Source organism: Antribacter soli (assembly GCF_021568775.1).
Taxonomy (GTDB): domain Bacteria; phylum Actinomycetota; class Actinomycetes; order Actinomycetales; family Cellulomonadaceae; genus Antribacter; species Antribacter soli.
Map to the genome: position 1 here is coordinate 82,226 of NZ_JAKGSG010000035.1, position 12,904 is coordinate 95,129.

The following is a 12,904-nucleotide window of genomic DNA, read 5'->3' on the forward strand; positions in this document are numbered from 1 at the left end:
GGGTAGTGATCGCGTGAAGAATCCGGCCCGCCGCGCGGCCTTGCGGGCGCTGCCCAGCCGGGAGTGTGATGATGCTCGGCATGCAGACCTGGCCCGGGCGCGCTTACCCACTCGGAGCGGTGTTCGACGGCGCGGGAACGAACTTCGCCCTCTACTCGGCTGTGGCCGAGCGGGTGGAGCTCTGCCTCGTCGCGGACGACGGCTCCGAGACGAGGATCGACGTCGGCGAGACCGATGCGGACGTCTGGCACGTCTACCTGCCGGGCGTCGGGCCGGGGATGCGCTACGGCTACCGGGTCCACGGCCCGTACGACCCGTCCCGGGGCCACCGCTGCAACCCCGCGAAGCTCCTGCTCGACCCGTACGCGAAGGCTGTCGACGGCGACATCGACTCCGACGAGTCCCTCTTCTCGTACCCGTTCACCGACCCGGGGGCAGCCACCCGCTCCCCGTCCCGGCCCGAGGGCCTGAACGTCAAGGACTCGGCCGGGCACACCATGACATCGGTCGTGGTGAACCCCTTCTTCGACTGGGGTCACGACCGCCCGCCGGCCACCGACTACCACGACAGCGTGATCTACGAGGCCCACGTCAAGGGCATGACGATGCGCCACCCGGACGTCCCGGAGGAGCTGCGCGGCACCTATGCGGGGCTGGCGCACCCGGCGATGCTCGACCACCTCACCGGCCTCGGGGTCACCGCGGTGGAGCTCATGCCGGTGCACCAGTTCGTCACCGACCCGAGCCTGCGCCCGCGCGGCCTGAGCAACTACTGGGGATACAACACGATCGGCTTCTTCGCGCCGCACAACGGCTACGCCGCGTACGGCACGCGAGGTCAGCAGGTCATGGAGTTCAAGGCCATGGTCAAGGCCATGCACGAGGCGGGGATCGAGGTGATCCTCGACGTGGTCTACAACCACACGGCCGAGGGCAACCACCTGGGGCCGACCCTGGGCTTCCGCGGAATCGACAACGCCGCCTACTACCGCCTGGTCGACGGCGACGAGGCGCACTACTTCGACACGACGGGCACGGGGAACTCGCTGCTCATGCGCTCCCCCGCGGTGCTCCAGCTCATCATGGACTCGCTGCGGTACTGGGTCGAGGAGATGCACGTCGACGGCTTCCGCTTCGACCTCGCCGCGACGCTGGCCCGCCAGTTCCACGAGGTGGACCGCCTGTCGGCGTTCTTCGACATCGTGCACCAGGACCCGGTGATCTCCCAGGTCAAGCTCATCGCGGAGCCGTGGGACCTGGGCGACGGCGGCTACCAGGTCGGCGGGTTCCCGTCGCTGTGGACGGAGTGGAACGGCCGCTACCGCGACACCGTCCGCGACTTCTGGCGCGGCGAGCCGGCGACCCTGCCCGAGTTCGCATCACGCCTGACTGGCTCGAGCGACCTCTACGAGCACACGGGCCGCAAGCCGTTCGCATCGATCAACTTCGTCACCGCCCACGACGGATTCACGCTCGCCGACCTCACGGCCTACGACCAGAAGCACAACGCCTCCAACGGCGAGAGCAACAAGGACGGCGAGAGCCACAACCGGTCGTGGAACTGCGGCGCGGAGGGCCCCACCGACGACCCGGTCGTGAACCGGCTGCGCGCCCGGCAGCGCCGCAACCTCCTGGTCACGCTCCTGCTCTCGCAGGGCGTGCCCATGCTGTCGCACGGGGACGAGATCGGCCGCACGCAGCACGGCAACAACAACGCCTACTGTCAGGACAACTCGCTCACCTGGATGGACTGGGAGCTCGACGCCGAGCGGCTGGACCTGCTCGACTTCGCCCGGCGGGCGGTCCGGCTGCGCCGCGACCACCCGATCCTGCACCGGCGCCGCTTCTTCGAGGGTCGTCTGCCGCAGCCCGACGCCGGATGGACCGCTGCGGGCGCTGGCCTGGCCGGGGGGCCGCTGCCCGACATCGACTGGCTCGACAACACGGGCGCCCGGATGGACGCCGCGGACTGGCTGCAGAGATACGCCCGCTCGGTCATGGTGTTCCTCAACGGCGACGCCATCCCGGAGAAGGATGGCCGCGGCGGCCCCGTCGTCGACGACTCGTTCCTCCTGCTGCTCAACGCCCACTCCGAGCCCCTCGACTTCACGCTGCCGCCCGCCAGGTACGCGCCGCGCTGGACGGTGGTGCTCGACACGGACGGCAGCGCGGAACCCGGCTCCTCGCTCGGTGCCGGCAAGGAGCTCACGGTGTGCGGCCGCAGCGTCGTCGTGCTGACTCGCCCCGCGGGCGTACCCGGCTAGGCTGTCCGCCGTGACCGGACCGAGGAACGGCACCGGAGGACTCCCGAGCCGGACGAGCACCAACCGCGCCCGACCCTCAGGATCCACGCCGCCGCCCGCACCGGGACCCGAGATCCCCGTGCCGGGGCCACGGCCTGTGGTGTGGGCGCCGCACGCCCGCATCATCGAGGTGGTGCTCCCGCAGGACGACGGCGGCGAGGAGCGTCTCCCGCTGCGGCTCATGGGCTCCACGCTGCCCGGGTACTGGGCCGCCGACGGCGAGCTGCCGGCCGGGACGGACTACGGTTACTCGATCGACGGGGGCGAGCTGCTGCCGGACCCGCGCGGCGTGTGGCTGCCCGCCGGCGTCCACGGCCCGACCCGCGTCTTCGATCCCGGGTTCGACTGGTCCGACGGCGCGTGGACCCCGCCGGACCTCGGCTCCGGCGTGCTGCTGCACGTCGACGTCGCGACGTTCACCCCGGAGGGCACGCTCGACGCCGCCGCCGGGCTGCTGCCCTCCGTCGCCGACCTGGGCATCCAGGGAGTCGAGCTCGCGCCGGTCGCGTCGTTCGACCCCGACCAGGGCCCCGCGAACGGCGTGCGCCTCTACTCGGTGCACGAGCCCTACGGCGGCCCCCGCGCCCTGCAGCGGTTCGTCGACGCCGCCCACGGTGCCGGCCTCGCCGTCGTCCTGGACGTGCCGTACCGCTGGGCGGTGACCCGTGACCTGGGCCTGCACCAGTTCGGCCCCTACGCCGTCGGCTCGCCGTCCCAGGTGCGGGACCGCCGCAGCCCGCTGGCCGTCCGGTCGGACAGCGTCGCGGCGATGCGGCCGCGCACCGGGCAGGTGCCGCTCGTGCGGCCCCGGACGGGCCAGCTCCCCGTGGTCCGGGGCCGCACGCCCTCCGTGCCGTCCGCGCCGACGGTGCGCACGGACGCGTCGACGCCGCGGATCAATCTGGACGGCAGCGGCAGCCGCGGCCCGCGCGAGTTCCTCGTGGACGACGCGAAGCACTGGTTCACCGAGTACCACCTGGACGGCGTGGTGCTCGACGTCGACGCGCTGACCGACCGCTCCCAGGTGCCGTTCCTCGGCGATCTCGCCGACTCCGTCGTGATGGTCGGCGAGAGCACGCGCCGTCGCCTGTCCCTGCTCATCGACGGGCCGGGCCGCAGCGACCGCCTGACGTCCCTCGTGCACCGCCTGCTGACCACGCCGGGCAACCCGCGCGACGTGGACGACCTGCGCGTGCTCGCCGAGATCATGCAGCCGGCGGTGCGGCGCAACGTCCGCCAGACGCCCGCGGGGCGGCGGGCGCAGCACGTGGGCCGGCGCGGCGGCCCGCGGCCCGGTGCCGCGGTCGTGGAGAACATCACCCGCCTGCCGGCTGCGACCCTCGCCATCCCGTGGCCCGCCGACGACAGCCCCGCGCGTGGACTTCTCGAGATGGACGACCTCGACGCCAAGGCGAGCCTCCTCGCGTGCGCCGTGCTCGCGGGCACGCCGCTCGTCCTCGACACGCTGCACGTGCCCGTGGTGTGCCGCACCGAGCGGGACCGGCGGCTGGCGTCGTGGGCGCGCGACCTGATCAAGCTCCGGCACGACATGTCCGACGAGCTCGACCTGCCGCTCGAGATCCGCGCCACCCCTGACAGCACGGTCCTGATCATCCGGCGCGGCAACGGCGCCCTCGTGCTGAACGCCGGCACCGGGCTCGCCGCGCTGCGCCTGGGGAACGTGCTGCGACCCGCCGAGAGCGACCTCCAGGCACCCCCGCCCGCCGCGTTCCGGCTGGTAGCGGCCTGGGAGCCGGGGGCCACGCGGCTCGTCGGCGACACCCTCACGGTCCCCGGCCGGATGGTCGCCGTCCTCCGCGCGGACTGAATCCCCCGCCGCTAGGCTCGCCCCTCATGACGACCACGCTCGAACGGCTCTGGGACGAGCCTCCGGCAAGGGCGCTGCGGTGGGTCCCCGGGACAGACCTCGCGGCGCTCGACTGCGCGGGCACGCCCGGCTGGGCCGGCACCAAGCCCGAGGGCGAGCAGCTCGTCGCGAGCCGGGCCGGCGAGCTCGCCGACCTGCAGGAGCGCCTCTTCGCCGACGGCCGCTCCGGCGGCAACCGGTCCGTCCTGCTCGTGCTGCAGGGCCTCGACACGGCCGGCAAGGGCGGGATCGTGCGGCACGTCGTGGGGCTCGTCGACCCGCAGGGCGTCATGCACCGAAGCTTCGCTGCGCCGACGGCCGAGGAGGCTGCGCACGGGTACCTCTGGCGCGTCCGCGAGGCGCTCCCCCGGCCCGGCTACCTGGGCGTCTTCGACCGGTCGCACTACGAGCAGGTGCTCGTCGTGCGCGTCGAGGGCCTTGAGCCCGAGGCGCTGTGGCGGGCGCACTACGACGAGATCCTCGCGTTCGAGCAGGAGGTCCGCGGCGTGGGCACCACGATCGTCAAGGTCGCGCTCATGGTGTCCCCCGAGGAGCAGAAGGCACGCCTCGCGGAGCGGCTCGAGCGGCGGGACAAGTACTGGAAGTACAGCCCTGGCGACATCGACACGGTGCGCCGGTACCCGCAGTACGTCGGGGCCTACCAGGAGATGCTGGACCGCACGTCCACCGAGCAGTCGCCGTGGCACCTGGTGCCCGCCGACCGAAAGTGGTTCGCGCGGCTCGCCGTCACGGAGCTGCTGCTCGGCGCGCTCCGGTCGCTCGGCCTGGGCTGGCCGCCGGCGACCTTCGACGTCGAGGCGGAGAAGGCGCGCCTCGCGGCGAGCTGACGCGGTCGCGCTCAGCGCTGGGCCAGGCCGCGGCCGTCCTCCGCGAGCGCGCCGAGACGCGACAGCGCACGGTAGTACTTCTTGCGGTAGCCGCCGCGGAGCATCTCGTCCGTGAAGATCCCGGTCGAGCCCTCGCCCCCGAGCAGCACCGGCACGTCGCGGTCGTAGAGCCGGTCGACCAGCACGACGAGGCGCAGCGCGACGTCCTGACGGGCCACGGCGTGCACACCGGTGAGGGCGACCAGCTCCACGCCGTCGAGCAGCGCGCCGTAGCGGCTGGGGTGCACGGTGGCGAGGTGCGCGAGCAGGTCGTCGAACCGGTCGAGGGTGGCGCCCGGGCGGGCGGCCGCTGTCGCGGTCACGGCCGCCTCGTCGAGCGGGGCCGCGTCCGTGACGACCGCGCGGTGCCGGTAGTCCTCGCCGTCCACCCGCATGACCTCGAAGCGCGCCGCGAGGGCCTGGATCTCCCGGAGGAAGTCCTCGGCGGCGAAGCGGCCCTCGCCCAGCGCCTCGGGCAGCGTGTTGGAGGTGGCCGCGAGCGCCACGCCGCGGTCGGCGAGCTCGCGCAGGAGGCGGGACATGAGGACGGTGTCGCCCGGGTCGTCGAGCTCGAACTCGTCGATGCAGACGAGCTTCTTTGCCGCGAGCGCCTCGACCGTGGGCAGGAAGCCCAGGGCGCCGACGAGGTTCGTGTACTCCACGAACGTGCCGTACGCGGCGGCGTCGGTGCCGAGCCGCTCGCCGACCGTGTGCGCGAGCGACGTGAGCAGGTGCGTCTTGCCGACGCCGAAGCCGCCGTCGAGGTAGACCGCGGGGGCAGCCTTGCGGCGGCCGAACAGGCTGCGCCGGGAGGTCGAGACCTCGGCGGCGACCTCCTCGAGCCGCGCGACGGTGCGTGCCTGGCTCGGATAGGCGGGGTTGGCGCGGTAGGTCGAGAACCGGGCCCGCGCGAAGTGGCGCGGGGGCACGAGGTCGGTGACGAGCCGGTCCGCCGGGACGCTGGGTCGTACGGCGGCGAGAGCGCGCACGGCGGCTGCGGCAGGCATCCGGGGCGTCGTCACGTCGTTCTCGGCAATCGTCATGAGGATCTAGGTTACCGGCGGCCGGACGCTGCCTCGCGTGTCACGTGCGTCACACGCCTCGGCTCCTCGTGGCCCGGACCGGCTCAGGCGGGCGGCTCGCCCGCAAGGTGCACGACGGCGTCCGCGTCGCTCCGGTCCAGCATCTCACCGAGGGCGGCGACCACGCGGGCGGGGTCGACCGTGCGGGCTGGGGTCTCGTTGCGGTCGTCGGCGGCGACGGCGTCGTCGATGACGAGCTCGTGGAACCGGACGGGGGTGCCGCGCTCGGCCGCCTCGGTGCGCAGCACCCGCACGAGCATGGACAGGCCTGCTCCGGTCACGCTGATCGCTCCGGAACCGGACATCGCCTCGTGGGAGGCGGCGCCGTTCAGCACGATGTACGGCCGTGGGCCGCCGGTGGCCGCCCTCGCCTGGGCCTGGGCCCGGGCCTGGGCAAGGAGCGGTACGAGGGCGCGCGCGGCGAGCAGGTGCGCGGTCAGGTGGCTCTCGAGCGTCTCGCGCCACACGACGGGGTCGAGCTCGAGCAGGCCCGGCCCCTTGTGCCAGCCCCCGACGGACGCGACGACGCCGCCCGGCAGGGCCAGCCCCGCGGCCGTGCAGGTCTCCTGCACGGCCGCGGGCAGGGATGCGAGGTCCGTGTACCGGCAGTGGTGCACCCCAGGCGACCGTCCGGCGTCGGGCAGCGGGCCGCGCGAGGCGGCCAGGACGGGCCGGCCGCCCGCAGCCAGGCCGCGCGCGACCCGGCTGCCGACGAACCCGCCCGCACCGACGACGAGGACCGGAGTTCCCAGGGGCTCGCCCATGTCACGTCCCCGTGGAGGTGGGCTCCGGGTAGTACTGGGCGTACTTGCGCCGGTAGTTCTGCGTGACGCCCTCGACGATGAGGCGGCGCTTGAGGCCGCTGTCGCCGTCGTACTTGAGGGGGTTGACCACGCGGCCGGACGCCTTGAGGCCCTTGAGCCGGTCCCGCAGGGCCGGGTCGAGCACGTACTTGAGCAGCAGCCCGAACGGCACCACGGTGTACAGGATCTCCTGCACCGCGCGCACGGGCAGGATGGGGCGGCCCAGCACCTGGTCCTCGATGAGGACGCGCGCCACGTTGGCGCCGCCCGCCGTGACGTAGTAGTTGTTCCGGCCGATGCGGGGGTTCACCTCGAAGTACACGTGACGGCCCGTACGGGGGTCGAGCTTGTAGTCGAAGTTCGCGAAGCCCACGTAGCCGGTCGCGTCGAGGAAGCGGGTGGCAGCCTCCATGGCGTCGTCGTACGGCTCGACGAGGATCGCCGCCGGGATGCCGAGCGTGCCGGGCGTGTGCTCCTCGAGCAGGACCCGGCCCGTCGCGAGCAGCGTGACGGTGCCCGTGGTGTCGCGGTACGCCGTCAGGGAGCGCATCTGGGTCTCGTCACCCGGGATGAACTCCTGGACGAGGAGGGCGCTCGGGTAGCCGGCGTCGACCAGGTGGCCGATGAGCTCGTCGAGCTCGGCGCGGGTCTCCACGTGGTGGATCTTCGCCTTGCCCGGGAAGCTCACGTGATGCCAGTCGGCCGAGCTGGACGGCTTGGCCACGACCGGGAAGTCCAGGTCGAACTGCATGGCCGGCACGGACGCCCGGCCACCGGTCGACACGACCATCGGCACGTTCACCACGACGGTGCGCGGCGTGGGGATGCCGAGCTGGTCGCAGACGTTCGCGAAGCCCTCCTTGGTGCTGACCTGCTCCAGCACCTCGAGCGACGGGTACGGCGTGACGTAGCCCGCCGCCTCCAGCCGGTCGCGGTTCTGGATGACCGTCCGCACGAACCAGTCGGCGTTGGTGAGGAGCACCTTGTGCTTGCCGGGGTTCTCGACCGCCACCTTCTCCAGGGAGGTCAGGAACGTCTCGGTGTCGTCCATGTCGGGCACGACGAGGTTCGTGACGATCGCCGAGTCCTGCATCGGGCGCGTGGCGACCGTGGAGATGACCACCGCCGTCGCGCCGTACTGCTCGTGGAAGGCGCGGCACAGGGCGTACATCCCGATGTCGCCACCGATGCCCACCACCATGAGATTGTCGCCGTCCAGCACGGACGGGCTGCCGCCGGGGGTCATGTCGCGGGGGAAGCCCCTCACGCCTCGACCTCCGTGCGGTCGCCCGACCACTGCGTGTGGAACGTACCGTCGCGGTCGACCCGCTTGTAGGTGTGCGCGCCGAAGAAGTCGCGCTGGGCCTGCACCAGGGCGGCCGGCAGTCGCTCGGCCCGCACGCCGTCGTAGTACGCGAGCGAGGACGAGAACGCCGGCGCGGGCACGCCGTTCTGCGCGGCGCCGGCGACGATGCGGCGCCAGGCCGCGAGCCCGTTGCCCACCGCGTCCGTGAAGTACGGGTCGGCAAGGAGCAGCGGCAGGTTCGCGTCGCGCTCGTACGCCTCCGTGATGCGGTTGAGGAAGCGGGCACGGATGATGCAGCCGCCGCGCCAGATGCGGGCCATGGCACCGCGGTCGATGTCCCAGCTGTTCTCCAGCGACGCCGCCGCGATCTGGTCGAAGCCCTGCGAGTACGCCACGACCTTGCTGGCGTACAGCGCCAGGCGCACGTCCTCGATGAACGCGTCGCGGTCCTTGACCTCCCAGGCCTGCGCGTGCGCGGGCAGGGCGGCGCGCCCGGCCTCGCGCTGCGGCACGGAGCCGGACAGCGCGCGGGCGAACGTCGCCTCGGCGATACCGGTGATCGGCACACCCAGGTCGAGGCCGTTCTGCACCGTCCAGCGGCCGGTCCCCTTCTGCTCCGCCTGGTCGAGCACGATGTCGACGAACGCCCGGCCCGTCTCCGCGTCCACGTGCTGCAGCACGTCGGCGGTGATCTCGATGAGGAACGACTCGAGGTCGCCCGTGTTCCACTGCGCGAAGATCTCGCCGATCTCCCGCGCGGAGGCACCCAGCCCCTGGCGCAGCAGGTCGTACGCCTCGGCGATGAGCTGCATGTCGGCGTACTCGATGCCGTTGTGCACCATCTTGACGAAGTGCCCGGCGCCGTCGGGGCCCACGTACGTCGCGCACGGCACGCCGTCGACCTTCGCGGAGATGTCCTCGAGGATCGGCCCGAGGGACTCGTAGGACTCCCGCGTTCCGCCCGGCATGATCGACGGGCCGTTCAGCGCGCCCTCCTCGCCGCCGGACACGCCCGTGCCGACGAAGTGCAGGCCCTGGGCCCGCAGCGCGTTCTCGCGGCGGATCGTGTCCGGGAAGTGGGCGTTCCCGGCGTCGACGACGATGTCGCCCTCCTCGAGGAGCGGCACCAGCTCGTCGATCACCGCGTCCGTCGGCCCACCGGCCTTGACCATGATCACGACCTTGCGGGGGCGCTCGAGCGACGCCACGAAGTCCGCCATCGACTCGGACGGCACGAAGTCGCCCTCGTGACCCGCCTCCGCGATCAGCGACTCGGTCTTGGCGTACGAGCGGTTGTGCACCGCGACCGTGTACCCGTGGCGCGCGAAGTTCCGGGCGAGGTTGCGGCCCATGACCGCGAGCCCGGTGACGCCGATCTGTGCGCGTGCTGACATGACTTGCCTGCTCCTTCGAGTCGGTACGGGCGTGCGGCGCGGCCGCGCCATGGGCCCGTGGTCAGCCTAGTGGCCCGACGCCGGAGCTCACCTCGGGCGTCCACAGGCCGTCCGCCGGGGCGCCGAGAGGTCACGATCCGGCGACACCGGCGCGTGGTGTGTCGTCGCGACGCGCCGTGCGCGTACCGTGCTGACGTGACCAGTGGCCCGCCCGCCGGCGTCCCTGCCGACTTCGTCGCAGCGCTCGACGCCCTGCGCAGCCAGGCGCTGCGCCCCGAGGTCCACCTCACCGAGATTCCCGCCCCGGTGCGCGTCGCCCCGTACAGCGTGGCGCTCAGCGCCGACGTCGTACCGGGCGCCCCCGAGGGGTCGCACTTCCACGACGACGACGAGGCGCTCGCCACCGGCCGCTTCGTCCTGCTGCACGATCCGGCGGGCCAGGAGGCCTGGCACGGCACCTTCCGGGTGGTGACGCTCGTGCGGGCGACGCTCGAGCCGGAGATGGCTGCCGACCCGCTCCTCGCAGACATCGCCTGGGCCTGGGTCACCGAGTGCCTGGAGGGGGCGGGCCTCGACCTCGGGCTGGACGTCCGCGCCGAGGGCGGCACCGTCACACGCGTGCTCTCCCGCTCGTTCGGGGCGCTCGCCGGCACGCCCGACGCCGTCGACCTCGAGATCCGCGCGTCGTGGACGCCGACCGACCTGAACCTCGGCGCCCACCTCGCCGCGTGGGCCGCGCTCCTGTCCACGGCCGCCGGGCTGCCCCCGCTCCCGGTCGGCGTCACGACGCTGACCAGGCGCTTTGCCAGCCGTGCACCCCGCCGCCCTACGGTGGGTCCATGAGCACCACCCAGTCCGCCTTGCCCGAGCCGACGCAGGTCCCGGGTGACGCGGCGGGCGGGGTGAGCGCCGACGTCGTCCCCCTGACCGAACCTGCCGACGGGCTGCCGCCCGTCGTCGAGACGCCCGCCGCCCTCGCGCTCGTCGTGGAGGCGTTCGCCGCGGGCACCGGCCCCGTGGCCGCCGACGCCGAGCGGGCGTCCGGCTACCGCTACGGCCAGGCGACGTACCTCGTGCAGCTGCGGCGCGCCGGTGCGGGCACCGCGCTCGTCGACCCGGTCCGCGTGCCGGACCTCTCCGCGCTCGGCGAGGCCCTGGGTGACGCCGAGCTCGTGCTGCACGCCGCGTCCCAGGACCTGCCCGGCCTCGCCGAGCACGGGATCCGTCCGGCGCGGATCTTCGACACCGAGCTCGCCGCCCGGCTCCTGGGGATGGAGCGGGTGGGGCTCGCCGCCGTCGTCGCCGACGTGCTGGGGCTGGGCCTGGCCAAGGAGCACTCCGCCGTCGACTGGTCCACCCGGCCGCTGCCCGAGGACTGGCTGCGCTACGCCGCCCTGGACGTCGAGGTGCTCGTGGAGCTGCGCGACCGGCTCGCCGAGCGGCTGGAGGTCGCGGGCAAGGCGGACTGGGCCGCGCAGGAGTTCGAGGCCGTGCGCCTCGCGCCCCCGCCCGCGCCCCGGGTGGACCCCTGGCGCCGCACCTCCGGCATGCACGTGCTGCGCGAGGCGCGCCAGATGGCCGTCGTCCGGTCCCTCTGGCGCGCCCGCGACGCGAGCGCCCGCGCGCGCGACGTCTCCCCCGGCCGCGTCCTGCCCGACCGCGCGATCGTCGCCGCCGCCCGCACCCTGCCCCGGTCGGTCCCGCAGCTCGTCGCCATCCCGGAGTTCGCGGGCAAGGGCACCCGCCGGCGCGCCGCCTACTGGCAGCACGCCATCGACGAGGCGCTCGCCCTGCCGGCCGAGACCCTGCCGTCGGTGCGCGGCCCGCGCACCGACGCGCCGCCGCCGCCGCGCGGCTGGGCCGACCGCGACCCTGCCGCCGCCCGGCGCCTGACCGTCTCGCGCGACATCGTGACCGCGCTCTCGGAGAAGCTCGCCGTACCCGTGGAGAACCTCCTGCAGCCCGACGCCCTGCGCCGGCTGTGCTGGACCCCGCCGCAGCCGACCGACACCGAGTCCGTCGCCGCGTTCCTGCGCGACCGCGGCGCGCGCGAGTGGCAGGTCGGCCTCCTGGCGGAGCCGATCGCGGAGGCGTTCGGGCACTCCGGATAGAGTTTGTGCCATGTCCGTTCTGCCCCCTGTGCTGCCTTCCGGTCCGCTCACCGGCCCCCTCGCCGTCGACATCGTCACCGACCGCGTCGCCTGGGACCGCGAGGTCCTGGCGCTCGGCGGCCACCCGCTCCAGCTCTGGGGCTGGGGCGAGGTCAAGGCGGCGGGCGCCTGGAGGGCGCACCGGCTGCGGGTGATGCTCCCCGGCGGGGCGACGGCGGGGCTCGCGCAGGTGCTGGTCCGGCCGCTGCCGGCGCAGTTCAGGGCGCTCTCCTACGTGCCGCGCGGACCGGTCGTCGCCCACCGCTACGGCGGCGAGACGGCGAAGGTGGTCTACGGCGTCGGTGACGACGACACGCGCGCGGCCGTCAGCCAGGCCGTCACGGACTGGTGCCGCGAGAACGTGGGTGGGGTCGGCATCACCCTCGAGCCCGACTGGCCCGCCGGCACCCGCCTGGAGCTGCCCGGGCGCCGGTACGCGCCGAACCAGATCCTGATCCCGAGCACGCTGATCCTGGACCTCACCAAGCCCGCCGACGAGCTCCTCGCGGGCATGCGCAAGTCCACCCGGTACGAGATCCGCAAGGGCAGCCGCGCGGGCCTCGACATCCGCCGGGTCACGGACGACAAGGAGGTGCTGCGCGTGCTCGACGTCTACAAGGAGACCGCCGAGCGGGCCGGCTTCGCCATCCACTCCGACGAGTACTACCTCGACGTCCACCGGTCGCTGGGCGACAAGTCCGTGCTGGTGGCCACTTACGTCGACGACGTGCCCGCGTGCTTCGCGTGGTGCGTGAACTCGGCCAGCACATCGTTCCTGCTGTACGGCGGCGGCAACGACGCCGGCCGCAAGGCCACGGCCACCGCGCCGACCTACTGGCGCACCATCGAGATCGCCCAGGAGGCCGGCCTCGTCCGGTACGACATGAACGGCCTGCTCAACGACGGGATCAGCGAGTTCAAGCGCAGCTTCGCGCAGCATACGGACGAGCTCGTCGGCTCCATCGACGTGCCGTTCTCGCGCTGGTACTCCACCTGGAACAGCGCGCTGCCGACGGCGAAGAAGGTCGTCCGCAAGCTCCGCGGGCACTGACCGCCCCCTTGCCGTCCGGTTGTCAGAAGATCCCCTGTCCATGCACCGGGGATCTTCTGAC

Annotated in this window: 10 protein-coding genes; 6 read left to right on the plus strand and 4 right to left on the minus strand. The window is 73.3% G+C overall.

The genetic code is table 11. The features are described 5' to 3' along the window. Nucleotides 1–80: 80 nt before the first annotated feature. Genes glgX through L1785_RS13050 form a run of 3 tightly spaced genes read left to right on the plus strand, consistent with a single transcriptional unit; the run spans nucleotide 81 to nucleotide 5,018 of the window. On the plus strand, nucleotides 81–2,264 hold the full coding sequence (gene glgX, locus L1785_RS13040) for a glycogen debranching protein GlgX (protein ID WP_236089698.1): 2,184 nt from the start codon (nucleotides 81–83) through the stop codon (nucleotides 2,262–2,264). Nucleotides 2,265–2,274: 10 nt separating this feature from the next. Continuing rightward, the gene (locus tag L1785_RS13045) at nucleotides 2,275–4,131 is read left to right on the plus strand and encodes an alpha-amylase family protein (protein ID WP_236089699.1); all 1,857 of its coding nucleotides are present in this window, start codon (nucleotides 2,275–2,277) and stop codon (nucleotides 4,129–4,131) included. Nucleotides 4,132–4,157: 26 nt separating this feature from the next. After that, on the plus strand, nucleotides 4,158–5,018 hold the full coding sequence (locus L1785_RS13050) for a PPK2 family polyphosphate kinase (protein ID WP_236089700.1): 861 nt from the start codon (nucleotides 4,158–4,160) through the stop codon (nucleotides 5,016–5,018). Between the two features lie 11 nt (nucleotides 5,019–5,029). Here the strand turns inward: L1785_RS13050 and zapE are convergent, their stop codons facing one another. The 4 genes from zapE to gnd all read right to left on the minus strand — a co-directional run bounded on the left by zapE (nucleotide 5,030) and on the right by gnd (nucleotide 9,642). Further along, complete coding sequence (gene zapE / locus L1785_RS13055; protein ID WP_372461865.1) at nucleotides 5,030–6,100, minus strand: cell division protein ZapE; 1,071 nt, start codon at nucleotides 6,098–6,100, stop codon at nucleotides 5,030–5,032. 83 nt (nucleotides 6,101–6,183) lie between these two features. Next, on the minus strand, nucleotides 6,184–6,903 hold the full coding sequence (locus tag L1785_RS13060; protein ID WP_236089701.1) for an SDR family oxidoreductase: 720 nt from the start codon (nucleotides 6,901–6,903) through the stop codon (nucleotides 6,184–6,186). A 1-nt stretch (nucleotide 6,904) separates the two neighbouring features. Then, on the minus strand, nucleotides 6,905–8,209 hold the full coding sequence (locus L1785_RS13065; RefSeq protein WP_236089702.1) for a carboxylate--amine ligase: 1,305 nt from the start codon (nucleotides 8,207–8,209) through the stop codon (nucleotides 6,905–6,907). Continuing rightward, the gene (gene gnd / locus L1785_RS13070; protein WP_236089703.1) at nucleotides 8,206–9,642 is read right to left on the minus strand and encodes an NADP-dependent phosphogluconate dehydrogenase; all 1,437 of its coding nucleotides are present in this window, start codon (nucleotides 9,640–9,642) and stop codon (nucleotides 8,206–8,208) included. The genes L1785_RS13065 and gnd overlap by 4 nt, the downstream gene beginning before the upstream one ends. 195 nt (nucleotides 9,643–9,837) lie before the next feature. On the opposite strand from gnd, the gene L1785_RS13075 reads away from it, so the two are divergent. The 3 genes from L1785_RS13075 to L1785_RS13085 are packed head-to-tail and all read left to right on the plus strand — an operon-like array spanning nucleotide 9,838 to nucleotide 12,843. Further along, nucleotides 9,838–10,485 carry a DUF3000 domain-containing protein gene (locus tag L1785_RS13075; RefSeq protein WP_236089704.1) on the plus strand — a complete coding sequence of 216 codons (648 nt, stop codon included), beginning with the start codon at nucleotides 9,838–9,840 and terminating at the stop codon, nucleotides 10,483–10,485. Then, nucleotides 10,482–11,753 carry an HRDC domain-containing protein gene (locus L1785_RS13080; RefSeq protein WP_236089705.1) on the plus strand — a complete coding sequence of 424 codons (1,272 nt, stop codon included), beginning with the start codon at nucleotides 10,482–10,484 and terminating at the stop codon, nucleotides 11,751–11,753. The genes L1785_RS13075 and L1785_RS13080 overlap by 4 nt, the downstream gene beginning before the upstream one ends. Before the next feature lie 10 nt (nucleotides 11,754–11,763). Continuing rightward, nucleotides 11,764–12,843: a lipid II:glycine glycyltransferase FemX gene (locus tag L1785_RS13085; protein WP_236089706.1), complete on the plus strand. Its 1,080-nt coding sequence runs from the start codon at nucleotides 11,764–11,766 to the stop codon at nucleotides 12,841–12,843. The last annotated feature ends 61 nt before the right edge of the window (nucleotides 12,844–12,904 follow it).

Coding starts and splice junctions, on each gene's coding strand:
- glgX (WP_236089698.1), top strand. CDS start 81: ATGCAGACCTGGCCCGGGCGCGCTTACCCACTCGGAGCGGTGTTCGAC.
- L1785_RS13050 (WP_236089700.1), top strand. CDS start 4,158: ATGACGACCACGCTCGAACGGCTCTGGGACGAGCCTCCGGCAAGGGCG.
- zapE (WP_372461865.1), bottom strand. CDS start 6,100: ATGACGATTGCCGAGAACGACGTGACGACGCCCCGGATGCCTGCCGCA.
- L1785_RS13060 (WP_236089701.1), bottom strand. CDS start 6,903: ATGGGCGAGCCCCTGGGAACTCCGGTCCTCGTCGTCGGTGCGGGCGGG.
- gnd (WP_236089703.1), bottom strand. CDS start 9,642: ATGTCAGCACGCGCACAGATCGGCGTCACCGGGCTCGCGGTCATGGGC.
- L1785_RS13080 (WP_236089705.1), top strand. CDS start 10,482: ATGAGCACCACCCAGTCCGCCTTGCCCGAGCCGACGCAGGTCCCGGGT.
- L1785_RS13085 (WP_236089706.1), top strand. CDS start 11,764: ATGTCCGTTCTGCCCCCTGTGCTGCCTTCCGGTCCGCTCACCGGCCCC.